Source organism: Pimelobacter sp. 30-1, assembly GCF_018831735.1.
In the GTDB taxonomy this organism is placed as follows: domain Bacteria; phylum Actinomycetota; class Actinomycetes; order Propionibacteriales; family Nocardioidaceae; genus Nocardioides.
This window is the reverse complement of record NZ_NHTS01000005.1, coordinates 596,403-612,782: the sequence shown is the minus strand read 5'-3', so window position 1 is coordinate 612,782 and position 16,380 is coordinate 596,403. Positions and strand designations below refer to the sequence as shown.

General features: G+C 71.1%; 15 protein-coding genes. 6 read left to right on the top strand and 9 right to left on the bottom strand.

Translation table 11 applies throughout. The features are described 5' to 3' along the window. Nucleotides 1–7: 7 nt before the first annotated feature. Complete coding sequence (locus CCO04_RS14430; protein ID WP_038680682.1) at nucleotides 8–262, bottom strand: WhiB family transcriptional regulator; 255 nt, start codon at nucleotides 260–262, stop codon at nucleotides 8–10. Nucleotides 263–454: 192 nt separating this feature from the next. On the opposite strand from CCO04_RS14430, the gene cofD reads away from it, so the two are divergent. Genes cofD through CCO04_RS14415 form a run of 3 tightly spaced genes read left to right on the top strand, consistent with a single transcriptional unit; the run spans nucleotide 455 to nucleotide 3,238 of the window. Next, nucleotides 455–1,465, top strand: a complete 1,011-nt coding sequence (cofD, locus tag CCO04_RS14425) for a 2-phospho-L-lactate transferase (RefSeq protein ID WP_215814941.1) — start codon at nucleotides 455–457, stop codon at nucleotides 1,463–1,465. Then, on the top strand, nucleotides 1,465–2,442 hold the full coding sequence (cofE, locus tag CCO04_RS14420; protein ID WP_215814815.1) for a coenzyme F420-0:L-glutamate ligase: 978 nt from the start codon (nucleotides 1,465–1,467) through the stop codon (nucleotides 2,440–2,442). Before cofD ends, cofE begins: the two co-directional genes overlap by 1 nt. A gap of 46 nt (nucleotides 2,443–2,488) precedes the next feature. Continuing rightward, nucleotides 2,489–3,238: a DUF3105 domain-containing protein gene (locus CCO04_RS14415; protein WP_257752004.1), complete on the top strand. Its 750-nt coding sequence runs from the start codon at nucleotides 2,489–2,491 to the stop codon at nucleotides 3,236–3,238. A gap of 268 nt (nucleotides 3,239–3,506) precedes the next feature. Here CCO04_RS14415 and CCO04_RS14410 read toward each other — a convergent pair whose 3' ends face one another. Then, nucleotides 3,507–4,586, bottom strand: coding sequence for a mannose-1-phosphate guanylyltransferase (locus CCO04_RS14410; RefSeq protein ID WP_215814814.1), 1,080 nt, complete (start codon nucleotides 4,584–4,586; stop codon nucleotides 3,507–3,509). Between the two features lie 24 nt (nucleotides 4,587–4,610). Here CCO04_RS14410 and CCO04_RS14405 point away from each other — a divergent pair, with 24 nt between their 5' ends. Beyond that, a complete protein-coding gene (locus CCO04_RS14405; RefSeq protein ID WP_215814813.1) occupies nucleotides 4,611–5,336 on the top strand; it encodes a TIGR03089 family protein in 726 nt (241 codons plus the stop codon). Nucleotides 5,337–5,379: 43 nt separating this feature from the next. Here the strand turns inward: CCO04_RS14405 and CCO04_RS14400 are convergent, their stop codons facing one another. Next, nucleotides 5,380–7,497 carry an N-acetylmuramoyl-L-alanine amidase gene (locus CCO04_RS14400; protein ID WP_215814812.1) on the bottom strand — a complete coding sequence of 706 codons (2,118 nt, stop codon included), beginning with the start codon at nucleotides 7,495–7,497 and terminating at the stop codon, nucleotides 5,380–5,382. 304 nt (nucleotides 7,498–7,801) lie between these two features. Between CCO04_RS14400 and CCO04_RS14395 the strand changes: the two genes are divergently transcribed. Next, a complete protein-coding gene (locus tag CCO04_RS14395; protein WP_215814811.1) occupies nucleotides 7,802–8,401 on the top strand; it encodes a hypothetical protein in 600 nt (199 codons plus the stop codon). 156 nt (nucleotides 8,402–8,557) lie between these two features. Here the strand turns inward: CCO04_RS14395 and CCO04_RS14390 are convergent, their stop codons facing one another. From CCO04_RS14390 to glf, 4 genes are read right to left on the bottom strand one after another with little or no spacing between them, the layout of a single operon-like run. After that, nucleotides 8,558–9,334 (bottom strand): ABC transporter ATP-binding protein, encoded by a 777-nt coding sequence (locus tag CCO04_RS14390; RefSeq protein WP_215814810.1) that lies wholly within the window; start codon nucleotides 9,332–9,334, stop codon nucleotides 8,558–8,560. A 1-nt stretch (nucleotide 9,335) separates the two neighbouring features. After that, nucleotides 9,336–10,235, bottom strand: a complete 900-nt coding sequence (locus tag CCO04_RS14385) for an ABC transporter permease (RefSeq protein ID WP_215814809.1) — start codon at nucleotides 10,233–10,235, stop codon at nucleotides 9,336–9,338. After that, on the bottom strand, nucleotides 10,228–12,234 hold the full coding sequence (locus tag CCO04_RS14380; protein ID WP_215814808.1) for a glycosyltransferase: 2,007 nt from the start codon (nucleotides 12,232–12,234) through the stop codon (nucleotides 10,228–10,230). The genes CCO04_RS14385 and CCO04_RS14380 overlap by 8 nt, the downstream gene beginning before the upstream one ends. Next, nucleotides 12,231–13,451: a UDP-galactopyranose mutase gene (gene glf / locus CCO04_RS14375; protein ID WP_215814807.1), complete on the bottom strand. Its 1,221-nt coding sequence runs from the start codon at nucleotides 13,449–13,451 to the stop codon at nucleotides 12,231–12,233. The genes CCO04_RS14380 and glf overlap by 4 nt, the downstream gene beginning before the upstream one ends. Before the next feature lie 59 nt (nucleotides 13,452–13,510). Between glf and CCO04_RS14370 the strand changes: the two genes are divergently transcribed. Next, nucleotides 13,511–14,644: a phosphatase PAP2 family protein gene (locus CCO04_RS14370; RefSeq protein WP_215814806.1), complete on the top strand. Its 1,134-nt coding sequence runs from the start codon at nucleotides 13,511–13,513 to the stop codon at nucleotides 14,642–14,644. Here the strand turns inward: CCO04_RS14370 and CCO04_RS14365 are convergent. After that, complete coding sequence (locus tag CCO04_RS14365) at nucleotides 14,553–15,452, bottom strand: glycosyltransferase family 2 protein (RefSeq protein WP_215814805.1); 900 nt, start codon at nucleotides 15,450–15,452, stop codon at nucleotides 14,553–14,555. The two genes, CCO04_RS14370 and CCO04_RS14365, sit on opposite strands and share 92 nt — an antisense overlap. Beyond that, complete coding sequence (locus CCO04_RS14360; protein WP_308281219.1) at nucleotides 15,449–16,357, bottom strand: glycosyltransferase family 2 protein; 909 nt, start codon at nucleotides 16,355–16,357, stop codon at nucleotides 15,449–15,451. The genes CCO04_RS14365 and CCO04_RS14360 overlap by 4 nt, the downstream gene beginning before the upstream one ends. Between the last annotated feature and the right edge of the window lie 23 nt (nucleotides 16,358–16,380).

Sequence of the window (16,380 nt, the reverse complement as noted above, 5' to 3'; positions counted from 1 at the left end):
GCCGCGCTCAGACGGCGCGCTTCTTCAGCTTGCGACGCTCACGTTCCGACAGGCCACCCCAGATGCCGAAGCGCTCGTCGTTGCCCAGCGCGGCCTCGAGGCACTCGACGCGGACCTCACAGGTCTGGCAGACCTTCTTGGCCTCACGCGTCGATCCCCCCTTTTCAGGGAAGAACGCCTCGGGGTCGGTCTGCGCGCACAACGCACGCTCCTGCCACCCCAGCTCGTCGGAATCTGCTTCGACCAGGAACAGTTCCCTCACGATTTCGCCCCTTACGACTCGACCCGGTGTCCCGAACGACACCACTGGAATTACATACGTGTCATACCCAAACAGTCAAGGTCGAGTCTGCTATAGGCGCCCCCGTGCACGCTGCCCTTTTCGGGCACGGCACAGTTGACCCCCGTGGAATCGACTCCTGACGCGACAGCCGCTGGTCCCATCGGCGGACCTCTGCGGAAGCTGACCGTCCTCTCGGGCGGCATGGGCGGAGCCCGGTTCCTGCAGGGCCTGCTCCATGGCATCGCCGCTGGAACACTACCGGGTGTGGCCACGGACGCCCACGTCACGGTGGTCGCCAACAACGCCGACGACTGGTGGGTCCACGGCCTCAAGGTGTGCCCGGACCTCGACACGGTGATGTACACGCTGGGCGACGGCATCGACCTCGACCGCGGCTGGGGGCGCCGGGAGGAGACCTGGAGCGCGAAGGAGGAGCTCGCGGCGTACGGCGTGGAGCCCACCTGGTTCGGTCTCGGCGACCGCGACATCGCCACCCACCTGGTGCGCACCCAGATGCTGGAGGCCGGCTACCCGCTGTCCCAGGTGACCCAGGCGCTGTGCCGGCGCTGGCTCGAGCCGGCCTACGGCGACGCCCTCACGCTGCTGCCGATGACCGACGACCGGGTCGAGACCCACGTCGCCGTGAGCGACCCCGACTCCCCCAGCGGCAAGCGCGTCGTGCACTTCCAGGAGTACTGGGTCCGGCTCCGCGCCGCGGTGCCCGCCGAGCAGGTCGTCTTCGTCGGGATGGACCAGACCACTCCGGCTCCCGGCGTGGTCGAGGCGATCACCGGAGCCGACCTCGTCGTGCTCCCGCCGTCGAACCCGGTGGTCTCGGTCGGCACGATCCTGGCCGTGCCCGGCATCCGCGAGGCGGTCCGCGCCACCACCGCCCGAGTCGTCGGCCTGTCCCCCATCGTCGGCGACAGCCACGTGCGCGGCATGGCCGAGCAGATGCTGACCTCGATCGGCGTCGAGGTGAGCGCGGCCGGCGTCGGGCTCAACTACGGCGCCCGCAGCGCCGGCGGCGTCCTCGACGGCTGGCTGGTCGACGAGCGCGACGCCGCCCAGGTGGCCCGCCTGGAGGCCGCGGGGATCGCCGCGGCCGCCGTACCGCTGATGATGACCGACCACGACGCCACCGCCGCGATGGCCGCGGCGGCGATCGAGCTGGTCCGCTGATGCGGCTGCAGGTGGTGGCACCCGACGGCGTCCCCGAGGTCCGCCCCGGCGACGACCTCGCCGCCGCGCTCCTGACCGCCATCGAGGCGCTCGGCCCCGACGCGCTCGCCGACGGCGACGTCCTCGTGGTGACCAGCAAGGTCGTCAGCAAGGCCGAGGGCCGGATCGAGACCGGCGACCGCGACGCCTGGGTCGACGCCGAGACCGAGCGCCTCGTCGCCCGCCGCGGCCCCACCCGGATCGTGCGCAACCGGCTCGGCCTGACCATGGCCGCGGCCGGCGTGGACGCCTCGAATGTCGACGCCGGGACCGTCGTCCTGCTGCCCCTCGACCCCGACGCCTCCGCCCGGCGGCTGCGCGCGGCCGTCGCCGAGCGCACCGGCCGCAACGTCGGCGTCGTCGTCACCGACACCGCCGGCCGGACCTGGCGCGAGGGCCAGACCGACATCGCCATCGGCGCCGCGGGCATCCAGGTCCTGGAGTCCTTCGCCGGACGCGTGGACGCCCACGGCAACGAGCTCGCCGTCACCGCTCCCGCCGTCGCCGACGAGATCGCCTCCGCCGTCGAGCTCGCCCAGGGCAAGCTCGGCGCCCGCCCCTGCGCCGTCGTCCGCGGCCGCGCGGACCTGGTCCTGCCCCCCGGCGAGGACGGCCCCGGCGCCCGCGTCCTGATCCGCGCCGACGGCGCCGACCTCTTCGGGTACGGCGCCCGCGAGGCCGTCATCCAGGCCGTCGCCGGAAATCCGGACGCCCGTACGCCTTTCGGTCACCCGGTCTCCGCCCCCGACTTCGTCGACGCTCTCCAGCGCGCCGGGATCACCGCTCGCACGGCGGGCCCGGCCGACGTACAGGCTGATCCGGGGCGCCGCGCAGCCGCCGACATCGTCGCCTTCGCCCACGGCTGGACGGCCGCCGGCGACACCCCGACCAGCGCCGTCTCGGACACCGAACTGCGGTTTCGACCGCTGACTCCGTAGACTCACCGCGATTCCGCCGCTACCACCAAGACGAGGTACCCCGCACGTGGCCAAGTCCAGCAAGTCCGAGAAGTCGGACCGCCGCCAAGTCATCGACGAGATCCGGCGCAAGCAGAAGGGCGCCGACCGGCGTCAGGGCATGGCCATCGTCGGCGTGTGCATCCTGGTCGCGGTCCTGATCGTGGGCGCCGCGGCGTACCCGAAGGTGCGCGAGATCATCGACACCCAGAAGTGGAAGGGCAAGTCGGTCGGCGAGATCGGCGCCGCCGCCAGCGTCTGCGGTGACATCACCGAGAAGGACGCCAACGGCAGCGGCGAGCACGTCCCCACCGGCCAGCAGGTCGAGTACAAGGACGTCCCGCCCGCCTTCGGCCCCCACTGGAACGAGGCCGGCGTCGCCCCCGCCCCGATCACCGACCGCTTCTACACCTCCAGCTCGCGCCCCGAGCTCGAGTCGATCGTGCACAACCTGGAGCACGGCTACACCGTCCTCTGGTACGACACCTCGGTCGCCGACAACTCCGGCGAGATCGCCGCGATCCGCTCGATCGCCAAGATCATGGACGCCAACGACACCAACCAGCGCCTGAAGTTCAAGGCCGTCCCGTGGACCAAGAAGGACGGCGGCAGCTTCCCCAAGGGCCAGCACATCGCGCTGACCCACTGGCGGATCGACGCGACCACGCAGAAGCAGTACGGCGCGTGGCAGTACTGCTCCGAGGTCAGCGGTGCGGCGCTGAAGACCTTCATGGACAAGTACCCGTTCACGGACGCGCCGGAGCCGTACGCCTACTGAGGCGGCGCCTCCCCGGTCGTACAACAAGGGCCTGGGTCAACGGAAACGTTGACTCGGGCCCTTGTTGCGTCGACGGGCGGGCCGGAATGCCGCCCAAGGGTGGCGGCCGCACAGCGGCGGCGCGGGCGGAGCCCGTGCCGTCGTCGCGCCCGAAGCGCGGCCGCCACCGCAACCACGCTCACCAGCCGGGCAACCCAGCACCCTCGGCACAGGAACCCAGCGACCTCGGCGCAGGAACCCTGCGACTTCGGCGGGCGGGCAGGCGGGCTCAGGTGAGGTCGGCCCGCCCCTGGTCCTTCAGCGCGGCCACGACCTTCTTGACCTCCTGAGCCCGGGCCCGCGTGGTCACCAGCAGCGCGTCAGGCGTGTCCACGACCACCACGTCGTCCAACCCGATCACGGCGACCACCCGCCCCGACCCCGGTACGACGATCCCGCTGGCGCCGATCACCTGCGCGAGCGCGGCGTCGCCGAGGACGGTGCAGTCCTCCTCGTCGCCGAGCAGGCCGGCGAGGGAGTCGAAGTCGCCGACGTCGTCCCAGCCGAAGGCGCCCGGGATGGTGACGACGCGGCCGGCGGCGGCGGCCGGTTCGGCGACGGCGTGGTCGATGGCGATGCGGGGCAGCTTGTCCCACAGGTCGGGGAGGCGGGCGGGGTCGGCGGCGATGGCGCGGAGGTTGGCGGTGAAGGTGGGGTCCTGCTCGGCGAGGAGGTCGAGGAGGACGGTGGGGCGCACGACGAACATGCCGGCGTTCCAGCGGTAGTCGCCGGTGGCGAGGTACTCCTCGGCGACCGGGACCGAGGGCTTCTCGACGAACTCGGCGACCTGGCGGGCGGTGGGGTGGCCGGCGAGGGGGTCGCCCTGGCGGATGTAGCCGAAGGCGGACGACGGGAAGGTGGGCTCGATGCCGATGGTGACGAGCCAGCCGTCGCGGGCTGCGGCGACGGCCTCGGTGACGGCGCGGCCGAAGCCGTCGGGGTCGGTGATGACGTGGTCGGCGGCGAAGGAGCCCATCACCTCGGCGCCGCGCTGCTCCAGGACGGCGGCGGCGAGACCAATCGCGGCCATCGAGTCGCGCGCCGACGGCTCGGCGAGGACGGCGTCGGCGGGCAGGTCGCCGAGCTGGGCCCGGACGGCGTCCTGGTGGGCCACGCCGGTGACGACGACGAGGCGGTCCGCGACCAGGGGCGCGAGCCGGTCGTGGGTCTGCTCCAGCAGGGAGCGGCCCGACCCGGTGAGGTCGTGGAGGAACTTAGGGGAGCCCGAGCGGGACAGGGGCCACAGGCGGGTACCGGCGCCGCCGGCGGGAACGACTGCCCAGAAGCCCGGGATCTCGTCAGCGACCATGGGCGGCACCCTATCCTCGGGCTCGTGACCACCTTCGCCGCCGTCCTCGCCCAGCGCCTGCGCCAGGATCCCGGGAAGCCGCTGGTGACCTTCTACGACCACGCCACGGGCGAGCGCGTCGAGCTGTCCACGACCACGTGGGCCAACTGGGTGGCCAAGGCCGGTTCGCTGCTCGTCGACGAGCTCGGGCTCGAGCGCGGCGACCGGATCGCCGTCGACCTGCCGCCGCACTGGCTGGGGACCGTCTTCCTGGGGGCCGCCTGGAGCGCCGGGCTGGCCGTCGTACCGGTGGACGACAGGGAGCTCGCCGCCGTGGTCTGCGGCCCGGACACGCTCGAGCGGTGGGCGCCGGAGGCCGGCGACCTCGTCGTGCTCGCGTGCGCGCTGCTGCCCCTGGGCGTGCGCTTCGCGGAGCCGCTGCCGGCCGGCGTGCACGACGTCGGCGTGGAGATCTGGTCCCAGCCGGACGCCTTCACGCCCTGGGACCCGCCCACCCCCGACGACCTGGCGTACGCCGGCCCGGGCGCCGGCGCCGAGCTCGACCAGGCCGCGCTGTGGACGGCGGCGGCCGCCGGCCGGTTGTCCGGCGGCGGCCGCCTGCTGTCGGTCGCCGACCCCGTCACGGAGCCGATGACCTTGAGTGAGCCGCTCGCACTCGGCGGGTCACTCGTCCTGGTCGCCCGGGCCGAACCGCACGAGCTCGAGGCGACTTCCGTCGCCGAGCACGTCACGGCCCGCTTCCCCGCCTAGGCGACCAGGACAAGCCTGGTGTGCGGGACTGCCGGGTCTCCCCTCAGCCCGCCAGGTCGAAGTTCGGCCGGGTGGTGACCAGCAACGGGTTGCCGAGCTTCCCTCCGGACTGGGCGACCAGGTAGATGCCCTTGGTGGTCTTGTTGCGCACGGCCACCAGCTTGGTCGTGGTCCCCGGCATGGTGCCCAGGCCGACCACCACGTCCCAGCTGCCCGCCGCGGTGCTGATGGTCGACGCGGAGACCCAGCCACCGGGGCCGTTGCCGCGGTAGAGCACCAGCGAGCTGCCGTTGCGGACCAGGCTGTCGGGGGCGCCGTCGGCGTCCCACAGGCCCACGCCGGTCTGCTGGTTGCCGGTCACCGCGCTGTACGCCGGGTAGCTCGGCGAGACGCCGGTCATCCCGCGGCCGGGGTAGATCCGCATCCGGTCGCCCTTGGGCTGGCCCATCAGGTCGGGATAGCCGTCACCGGTCACGTCACCGACCGAGGCGAGCAGCGCCACGTTCTTGAACTTCGCCGGCAGGTCCACGCCCGGGTAGAAGATCGCCCCGCTCTTGCCGCGGAACAGCACCGCCACCCCGTCGGTCTTGCGGATCGCGATGATGTCGTTGCGGCCGTCGCGGTCCCAGTCGCCGACCCGCATGATCTGCGAGGCCCAGGGCGCGTAGATGTTGGTCTTGACCCGGGCCGTGGTCCGCCAGCTGATGCCGCGGCGCACGACGTCGAGCAGCATGAGCCGGCCGTTGCCGGCCTTGCGGAAGAGCAGGTCGGGGTTGGCTGAGCCGACGTAGTTGCCGATCACGTCGCGCCCGGACCAGCCCTTCTGGGCCTTGGCCGCGAGGGTGCGGATGGTGCCGAGCTGGGCGTAGAGGTAGCGGCCCGGGCAGGCGGTCGACCCCGCGTCGCGGTGCCCGTTGATCGCCTTGAACTTCTTGGTGCCCAGCACCTGGCTGGTCGCCGACGCGCTCACCCCGTGCAGCGAGAGCTTCCAGGCGAACAGGGCGCCGTAGGCGTTGATCATCGCCGAGCTCGGCTGGGTGATGTCGTAGTTGCCGATCGCCGACATCGCGAACGAGTAGTTGTTGTAGCCGGCCGTGTGCGCGCCGACGACGGGACGGTCGACGCCGCCCGCGCGGCCCTCCCAGATCCGGCCGAAGCGGTCGACGAGGAAGTTGTAGCCGATGTCGGCCCAGCCCCGCGAGCGCACGTGGTAGCTGTAGATGCCGCGGATGATCCCCGGGACCTGGCTCTTGGTGTAGTTGTTCGCGTTGACCGTGTGGTGCACGAAGCCGGCCCGCACCTCGTAGTACTGCGGCGGGCTGCTGTCGCGCAGCCGCTCGTCGGCACCCCACTGGGCGCGGGAGAAGATCTGCGGCTTCGGCGTGTACGTCGCGGCCTGGAGCTCGATCGCGCCGTCACCGTCACCGTCGCCACCGGTGCCCGGGGTGCTCGGGGTCTCGGGAGTGCCGAGGGTGCCGGGGGTGCCGGGGGTGTCGCCGGCGAGGCGCGCGGTGTCGATCGCGGGCTTCTCCTGGGCGGTCGCGGTCGGCGTACCGGGGTCGATGACGGCGAGCTTCATGTCCGCCGGGGCGGCCTTGGCGGTGGTCACCTTGACCTGGACCTGGTCGACGTCGCCGACCAGGACGGCATCGGTGCCCGGCCGGGTGCCCCGGCCCTCGGCGCTGCGCGGGTCGGGACCGTGCTCGTCGTGGTACTCCGCCGCCGTCCAGCCGCTCCACGCGCCGCTGCCGTTGCGGGTGCGGACCTTGACCTTGATCGCGTCGTCGGCGACCGCGACGCCGTGCGCCCAGGTCACGCCGACGGTGCCGTAGCCCGAGACCGGCAGGGCGCCACTGGTCACCGTGGACCCGCCACCGGTGCGCGCCGCCGTGGTCGCCCGCAGCGCCACCCGGCCGCGGACCGCCGACGCCGCGGGCGGCGTCAGGGCGTACTCCTCGACGTCCGGGTCCACCTCGCCGGTCGGCACGTTCGCCGACTGCAGGGCGACCTCCGCCTCGGCGGTCCGCGCCCCGGCCGTGGCGCCGGCGCCGGTGCCGCCGGCGGGCTGTGCCGGGCGGACGTCCATGGTCACGGTGCGCGCCGCCGGCGTCAGCACGGCCACGACGACCGCGAGCGCGAACAGCTGCTGGCAGAGCGTCACGAACCGCCCTCGGCGGGTGCGCTCAGGGATCTCCGTGGGGTACGGCGACATGATCAAGCTCCAGACGTGTGTGGCGGGGAAGGAGTCACACGAGTAGCAACTTTCACATGCGTCACAGGAGTCTGGGAAGGTCTCGTGAGTAACTACAACGCTGTAATTTCCACTCGACACGCCGATCGTTGCCAGATTTCTCATCGGCCCTCCCCCGGCCGTGCTGAGGCACGGCGGCGACCCGTCCTGGGGAACGCCACGAGCGACGTGCCATGATGCGGACGTCGTCGCCCCTCGACTCTCGGGAGTCCCCATGTCACGCCCCCTGCGCACCGCCCTCGCCCTCGCCGTCGCGACGGTCGCCGTCGCCACCGCGGCGGGCACCGCCCCGGCGTACGCCGGCAGCCAGAGCGCCCGGGACCAGGCCCGCGACGTCCGCAAGGTCGCCGACGAGGGCGACCGCGGTACGCCGGCCCGCGGCGACGCCGCCCGCGACCTGCTCTCCGCCGACGCCCGCTTCGCCAAGAAGCGGCTCGTCATCTCGGTCCGCTTCCGCGACCTGCGGCCCACCGGCTACGCGCTGCTCACCGACGTGCGCACCCCCACGGGCCGCTACCGCGTCACGTACGACGCCCAGGGCTCACGCCCGTTCGTCGCCGTCACCACCGTCGGCGGCGCCACCACCTCGTGCCGCACCACGACCGTGCGCGCCAAGCTGCGCACCGACCGGGTCCGCGTGGTCCTCCCCCGCGTCTGCATCGGCGGCGGCAAGGCGACCTGGGTCAAGTACGGCGCCCTGGCGCTCCAGGAGCGCGCCGACGGCCGCTTCAACGTCGACGACCTGCGCCGCGCCGGCAAGGTCGACGTGTCGCGGACCGGCATCAAGCTCGGCCCCCGCCTCCGCTACAACTGAGCCGGCCCGGCCGCCCAGCCGCACGCCCACGATCTGGCCGCCAGGCAACCCCGCACCGCGCGGACGTCAACCGCGCGCGCGGCAGCGCGTCGAGAGCCGCTCCCGGGCAGCTTGCTGCCTCACCGAGCAGGCGAAGACGCGCTCGCGCCGATCAGCTCAGATGTCGTTGCCGATCTCGTCGTCGGCCTGCAGCTCTTCGTCGTCGTCGGGCTCGTCGTAGTGCAGGTACTTGATGCCCTCTTCGGGGTCGCCGTCGAAGCCGAGCTTGCCCTTCTCGAGGACGAGCACGCGGGTGCACATCTTGAGCACCGAGCCGGGCGAGTGGCTGACGTAGAAGAGGGTCCGGCCGCTGTCGCGGATCTCCTTCATCTTCTTCATGCACTTGACCTTGAAGGGCTTGTCGCCCACGGCCAGGACCTCGTCGGCCAGGAAGATGTCGGAGTCGACGTGGATGGCGATCGCGAAGCCGAGCCGGGCCTTCTGGCCCGAGGAGTAGTGGCCGACGGGGCCGTCGAGGGTGGAGCCGAGCTCGGCGAAGTCGACGATGGAGTCGAACTTGCGGCGGACCTCGGCCTCGCTCATGCCGAGGATCGCGGCGTTGAGGTAGAGGTTCTCGCGGCCGGAGAGCTGGTTGTGGAAGCCGGCGCCGGTGGCGATCAGGCCGGCGATCCGGCCCCGGGTGAGGATCTGGCCCTCGTCGGGACGCATCACGCCGTTGATCATCTTGAGCAGGGTGCTCTTGCCGGAGCCGTTGAGGCCCATGATGCCGATCGACTCGCCCTGCTCGACGGTGAAGGAGACGTCGTCGACGGCCTTGAAGGTGTGTCCCGTCGCGCGGCCCTTGGCCTTGGCGACGGTGACCTCCTTGAAGGTCCGGTGGTAGCGGAGGGTGAAGAGCTTGGTGGCGTTCTCCACCACGATCGAGGTCGCCATGTCAGAGTCGCTCCGGGATCTTGTTCTCGAGCCGGCTGAAGACGAGCTGGGCGACGGCCAGCAGCGCGATGCTGGCCAGCAGCGCGAGGCCGCCGACGAGCAGCAGGTTGTCGGGCATGATGCCGTCCTTGGCCTGCTCCTTGGGCGTGAGCGTCCCGGTCCAGAAGGCACGCTGGAAGAGCAGCACGGCGTCCGCGATCGGGTTGAGCAGGAAGTACTGGGCGGCGCTGCCGAACTTCTCGTGGACCATCGAGTACGGGTACATCATCGTCACGCCGAAGCGGACGAGGTTGTTGAAGATGCTGACCGCGTTGCCGAAGTCGCTGAAGAAGACGTTGGCGGCGCTGAACATGAGGGCGCCGGCGATGCCGAGCGTGCCGATGATCGCGAGCGCGAGGACGAGGGCGATGAGGCCCTCGGCGTCGGGGCGCCAGCCGTAGAGCGCCGAGGCGATGCCGAGGATCACGATCTGCGGAATCACGTGGTAGAGCGAGACGAGCATCGTGGCGACGGGGAACATCTCGCGTGGCATGGCCATCTTGACCACGAGGGCGCGGTTGCGCACGATCGAGCGGGTGCCCGCGCCGAAGGTCTCGTTGAAGAAGTGGACGATGATGAGCGCCGCGAACAGGTGGATCGGGAAGTTCGGGACCCCGCGGTGCTGGCCCAGGATCACGCCGATCACGAACCAGTAGATGAAGAACTGGCTCAGCGGGTTGATGTAGGACCAGAGCAGTCCCAGGAACGAGCCCTGGTACCGCGCGCTGATCTCGCGCTGCACGAGCAGCTTGAGCAGGTAGCGGCGGTGGAAGACCGCGAACAGTCCGTTGTCCGCCGACGGCGGCCGCAGCGGCGGCAGGTCCTCGTCGGCGGTGGGCACCTTCTCGGCGGCCTCAGTCATCGGCACCTCCGTCGGTCCAGGGGGCGAAGGTCTTCTCCCAGGTCTCGGGCGAGGTGATGTCGCCGAGCGCGGCCCGGTACTGCTGGGCCAGGTCGTCCCACTCGCGACGGTAGCGGGCGTGGATGGCGAGGGTGCGCTTGACCAGGTCCTTGAACCGCTCGTTGTCGCGGACGTAGAGCGCGGCCGAGGCGCCGTCGTTCATCGACACGACGGCCGAGTCGAACGACGCGAGCCGGTACCACTTGGCGTCCATCGCGCGGATCTCGACCTCGGGGTGCTCGCGGGAGAGGCGGCGCGGCTTCTTCAGGTGCCGGATGGGCGCCAGGCCCGCGGTGATCAGCTGCGACTTGCGGCTGGGGACCTCGGTGAGGTCCTTGCCCTTGCGCGGCGGCTTCTCGCGACGGATCGGCGGGAAGTCGGCGTTGTCGGCGTGCAGCTGGGCGTCGGTGAACTGCTTGCGGAAGGCGTTGACCTCGCCCAGGCGGGTGGCGAGCATCCCGTGCAGCGCGTGCGGCCCGGCGAGCACGTCCTCGAGCGCCATCAGCCGCAGCTCGGCGGTGGAGTACTGCATGGAGACCAGGTGCGCGAGCTGGTGGTTGATGCTCTCGCGGATCATCCGCCCGCCCCGCGGGTACGTCGAGTGGAGCAGCGCCGCGACGAAGCGGTTGCGGAGGTGGAAGTAGGCCTGCCAGTCGACGGCGTCGTTCTTGTCGCTCCACGGCACGTGCCACACGGCCGCGCCCGGGAAGGTCACCGTCGGGTAGCCGGCCGCCTTGGCGCGCAGGCCGTACTCGGAGTCGTCCCACTTGATGAAGAGGGGCAGCGAGAGGCCGATCTCCTCGATCACCTGGCGCGGGATCAGGCACATGAACCAGCCGTTGAAGTCGACGTCGACGCGCTTGTGCAGCCACCGCGCGGAGCGCAGGTTGCGGGCGCCGAAGTCCCAGTCGTTGTAGCTGTCGAGCGGCGACATCCACCAGAACCGCCACGGCTGGACGATCTCGCCGAAGCTGTGCAGCCGGCTCTTGGCGAAGAGGCTGAACATGTGGCCGCCGACGATCGTGGGCCGGCGGGCCAGGTCGCCGAAGGTGACCGCGCGGATGATGCCCTCGGGCTCGCAGACGACGTCGTCGTCCATCATCATCGCGTAGGTCGCGGTGCCCTTGCGGACCGACTCGAGCTGGCCGCGGGCGTAGCCGCCGGAGCCGCCGAGGTTGCCCTGCTCGATGACCCGCAGCTTGTCCCCCAGCGCGTCCTGCGCGGCCGGGAAGAACTCGCTGCCGGTGACCGGCTGGGTGCCCTGCTCCATCACGAAGACCGTGTCGAGGTACGGCGCGAGCTCGGCCGTGCCCAGCTGGCCGAGCAGCTCGGCGCAGAAGTCGGGACGGTTCATGGTGGTGATCGCGAGGTCGACGGTGCCGTGTGCGGCGCGATCGGCGGGGACCTCGGCGCTCCACTCGGCCGACTCGACGGTGACGTCGCCGTGGCCGGCCACGATGTCGTACCAGTACCAGCCGCCGTCGACGAACGGACCGAGCGTGAGGTCGAAGCTCAGCGTGGTCGGGCCCTCGGCCGCGACGACGGTGCTGTCGACCTTCTGCTGGCGGCCGTTGGCCATCGACTTGTTGACGATGACCGTCGCCCCGGCACCGCGGACGGTGATGTCGAGCCGGACGGCGTCGACCACGGTCCAGCGCCGCCAGTAGCTGGCCGGGAAGGCGTTGAAGTAGGTGCCGAAGGAGAGCTTCTCGCCCGAGGGGACCTGGACCGCGGTGCGCGAGAGCAGCTGGTCGGGCCGGACGCCGCGGCCGCTGGAGGTCTTCTGGCGGATCGAGGCGTTGTTGAGCTCCTTGGCCGCGCGCGAGCCGCCGACGACGTACTTGTCCTCGTCGAGGGTGGCCTCGTCGGGGTCGAGGTAGAGCGGCAGCACGTCGACGTCGCTGTCGACGGGCAGGATCTGGCGCTGGAGCAGCCGGCGCACGGTCGCGGTCTCGCTCATGCGTCCACCCCGCCGCTCTTGAGCTCGGCGCCGTCGGCGAAGTGCGGGCGCAGCGTGTTGTCGTACATCGAGAGCGCCGAGGCGATCGCCATGTGCATGTCGAGGTACTTGTAGGTGCCCAGGCGGCCTCCGAAGAGCACCATCGGCTCGCGCTCGGCGAGGTCGCGGTACTTGAGCAGCTTCTCGCGGTCCTCGGCGGTGTTGACCGGGTAGTACGGCTCGTCGGTCTCCTCGGCGAAGCGGCTGTACTCGCGGACGATGACGGTCTTGCCCTCGGGGTAGGTCCGCTCGGGGTGGAAGTGCTTGAACTCGTGGATCCGGGTGAAGTCGACGTCCGGGTCGGGGTAGTTCATCACCGAGCAGCCCTGGAAGTCGTCGACCTCGAGGACCTCGGGGACCAGGTCGACGGTGCGCCACGACAGCCGGCCCTCGGAGTTGCCGAAGTACTCGTCGACCGGACCGGTGTAGACGATCGGGACCTTGCCCTTGAACCGGTCGGCGACGTCGTCGGCGAGGAAGTCGGTCTCGAGCACGACCTCGATCTTGGGGTGGTCGGCCATCTTGGCCAGCCAGGCGGCGTAGCCGTCGGTGGGCAGGCCCTCGTACTTGTCGTTGAAGTAGCGGTTGTCGTAGTTGTAGCGCACGGGGAGCCGGCTGATGATGTCGGCCGAGAGCTCCTCGGGCGAGGTCTGCCACTGCTTGGCGGTGTAGTGCGCGATGAACGCCTCGTAGAGCGGGCGGCCGATGAGGGAGACGCCCTTCTCGACGAAGTTCTCCGGCTCCTTGTCCCCCAGCTCGCTCGCCTGCTCCTTGATCAGGGCCCGCGCCTGCGCCGGCGTGTACGCCGCGTCGAAGAACTGGTTGATCGTGCCGAGGTTGATCGGCAACGGGTAGACCTGCTGGTTGTGCGTCGAGTAGACCCGGTGCTGGTAGCCGGTGAACGACGTGAACCGGTTGACGTACTCCCACACCCGCTCGTTGCTCGTGTGGAACAGGTGCGCGCCGTACTTGTGCACCTCGATACCGGTCTCGGGCTCGGGCTCGCTGTAGGCGTTGCCGCCCAGGTGGGAGCGGCGCTCGATGACCAGGACCTGGAGCCCGAGGTCGTTGGCGCAGCGCTCGGCGATGGTCAGGCCGAAGAAGCCGGAGCCGACGACGACGAGGTCGGGGTTCGACGAGGGGAAAGACACGATCCGTGAGTCTACGGAATGCACCATCCCTTCCCCATTCGGGCGCGCTGTGCGCCACGGGGGGAGGTGACGAATATCCTGTTCTGGTGTATCGACACCAGGAGGGGCGCCGCGGCGCCCCGTCGTTCGCTCTGGCATGGCTCGCCGGGCTCGGTCTCGCGGTCCTGACCGTCGTCTTCTCCCAGGTCGAGGGCATCCCCATCCGGGATCCCGACAGCCTGGTCCCGGGCTACATCCGGTTTCCCGCGATCGTGCTCGGCGCGATCGCCCTCGACGTGGTCCCCCGCACGCTGTGGGCGGTGGGCCGCCCGAGCGCCGGCTGGGCCGGCCGGGTCCGGAGCACGTTCAAGACGGTCGTCAAGGAGCGCTGGCCCCTCGCGCACTGGAAGTTCGCGCTCAACGGCGTGATCGCGTGGTACCTCTGCTACGCCGCCTTCCGCAACGTCAAGAGCATGGCGCCGTTCGTCCACGAGCGGGAGTTCGACTCCCAGCTGGCCGATCTGGACAAGTTCCTCTTCGCCGGCCACGACCCGGCCGCCGTCCTGCACGCGTGGTTCGGCACCGGGCTCGCCGCGCACTTCTTCTCGTCGGTCTACATCGTGTGGATCGCGCTGGTCCCGGTCTCCATCGCGATCGCCCTGGTCTGGACCAGGCAGACCCGCGCCGGTGAGTGGTACGTCACGGCGGTCGCCGTCGACTGGGCCCTCGGCGCGGTGCTCTACGTGCTGGTGCCGACCGTCGGCCCGATCTACTCCGACCGGGGCACCTTCGCGGCGCTGCCGGACACGTACGTGAGCAAGCTCGCCAACGCGATGTGGGACGACCGGGTGGCCACCCTCGGCAGCCACGGCGAGTCGGGCCTCCAGACGATCGCCGCGTTCGCCTCGCTGCACGTCGGGATCATGATGACGATCTGCCTCATCGTGCAGCTGGTCAAGCTGGCCCGGTGGGTGCGGATCAGCGCCTGGACCTTCTTCGGCCTGACCGTGCTCTCGACGGTCTACCTGGGCTGGCACTTCTTCGTCGACGTGATCGCCGGGGCCGCGCTGGGCGCGTTCGCGGTCTGGATCGCGGGCATCGCCACCGGCAACCGGGTGGGCCTGCGCGCCCGGCTGGTGCCGGACCCGGTCAGCGTGCCGGCGGGGTCCGCATCCCCCGAGCATCCCGGAGCGCTCGCGACACGTTCCGCGCCTCTGCCCGACCACCCCGCAGCGGACTGAGGACGACGACCGCCAGCGTGACCAGCCACGGCTTGAGGCGCACGAGCGCGTTCTCGCCGTACCGGAAGTGCACCGCGAACAGGTTGCGGTACATGTAGTAGCCCTTCCAGCCGGCCAGGTCGTGCTGCTGGTCGAAGTCCAGCTGGCGCACCAGGACGGCGTCGCGCACGGCACGGATCGTGAAGCCGGCCCGCCGGGCGCGGATGGCGAAGTCCACGTCGTCGTAGAAGATGAAGTACGACGCGTCGGGCAGCCCGATCCGGTCGATCACCGCGCGGCGGACCAGGAAGCCCTCGAAGGCGACGTTCTCGACCTCGACCGTCGCGGGCATCTGCGCCCGCGTGGCGTACGTCGAGTCGATGCTGGCCGTCTTGGGCCGGATCGCGAGCGGGTTGCGCAGGTCGAAGCGGAGCGCGGCCTTCTCGACCAGCGCGCCGGAGCGGTCCTCGCGGACCGCGATCAGGCAGGAGCCGTCGACCTCGAGCAGCCGGGTCAGGCAGTCGGGCGCGGGGACGACGTCGTCGTCCATCAGCCACATGACTTCGTAGCCCCGCTCGTAGGCGGTCTGGAGCCCGAGCCGGAAGCCCCCGGCACCGCCGAGGTTGTCGGTGGTGTGGATCGCGACGAGGCCCGGCAGCGTGCTGCGCTCCAGCACCTCGCGGGTGTGGTCGCTGCTCGCGTTGTCGACCACGACGACCGCGTCGGCGGGGCGGTCGAGCCCGGCCAGGCCCTCGAGCATGCGCTCGAGCAGGTCCGCCCGGTTGTAGGTGACGACGACGACGGCGACCTTCTCGCTGGCGGCGCTCACCGCAGGTACCTCCGGTGGCCGGTGAAGTCGCCGCGCAGCCCGGCGACGGCGGCCCGCGCGCTGAGCGGGATCCGGGCCGGCTGAGGCTTGGTGAACAGGTAGAACCACACCGTCTTGAGCCAGAACAGCAGCACGTGCACCCAGCCGCGGTAGGCGCGCAGGTTGAGCGTGTTGTTGCGGGCCATGCAGTAGTGCTTGAGGTCGCTCGGCGTGTGGTTGTAGGTCGTGCGCCCGAACATCATCGGCGTCCCGAGGTCGTCGGTGGCCGGGTGCAGGAAGTGGGCCTCGACGACCGTGGCGATCCGGGCGCCGGCGGCCTGGGCACGCCAGAGGTACTCGACGTCGTCGCCCCAGATGAAGAACTCCTCGCGCGGCAGGCCGATCCGCTCGACCAGGTCGCGGGTCACGAGCACCCCGTTGAACGGGATGACGACGTCGTCGATCAGGCCGTCCTGGGCCGCCGCCTCGACGGCCGCCATCTCGTGCACCACGCGGGTGCCGCCGGGCAGCCGGATCGGGAAGCACAGCCGGGACGGGTCCTGCTCGGCGAGGACGGCCGGGCCGCAGAAGTCGAGGCCGTCGCGCTGCTGCCGCTCGAGGAGCAGGCCGAGGCAGTCCGGGGCGGGCAGCCCGTCGTCGTCCATCAGCCAGACCAGGTCCGCGCCCTCGCGCACCGCCCAGCCCAGGCCGTGGTGGAAGCCGCCGGCACCGCCGGTGTTGGTGGCCAGCGTCTCGTGCACCACGAGCGGGTCGTCGAGGGTGGCCAGCCACTCCCCCGTGCCGTCGGTCGAGGCGTTGTCGACGACGAGGATCCGGTCGAGCCCGGGGGTCTCGCGCAGGCGCGGGACGAGTCGCTGCAGCATCGCCAACCGGTTGAAGGTCACCACGACGGCCTGCACACGCACGGAGCAGACCCTATCCTCGGGCC

Bases quoted from the DNA above. Each gene is read 5' to 3' on its own strand.
- CCO04_RS14385 (WP_215814809.1), bottom strand. From the start codon at position 10,235: ATGACTGAGGCCGCCGAGAAGGTGCCCACCGCCGACGAGGACCTGCCG.
- glf (WP_215814807.1), bottom strand. From the start codon at position 13,451: ATGGTGCATTCCGTAGACTCACGGATCGTGTCTTTCCCCTCGTCGAAC.
- CCO04_RS14390 (WP_215814810.1), bottom strand. From the start codon at position 9,334: ATGGCGACCTCGATCGTGGTGGAGAACGCCACCAAGCTCTTCACCCTC.
- CCO04_RS14410 (WP_215814814.1), bottom strand. From the start codon at position 4,586: ATGGTCGCTGACGAGATCCCGGGCTTCTGGGCAGTCGTTCCCGCCGGC.
- cofE (WP_215814815.1), top strand. From the start codon at position 1,465: ATGCGGCTGCAGGTGGTGGCACCCGACGGCGTCCCCGAGGTCCGCCCC.
- CCO04_RS14380 (WP_215814808.1), bottom strand. From the start codon at position 12,234: ATGAGCGAGACCGCGACCGTGCGCCGGCTGCTCCAGCGCCAGATCCTG.
- CCO04_RS14395 (WP_215814811.1), top strand. From the start codon at position 7,802: ATGTCACGCCCCCTGCGCACCGCCCTCGCCCTCGCCGTCGCGACGGTC.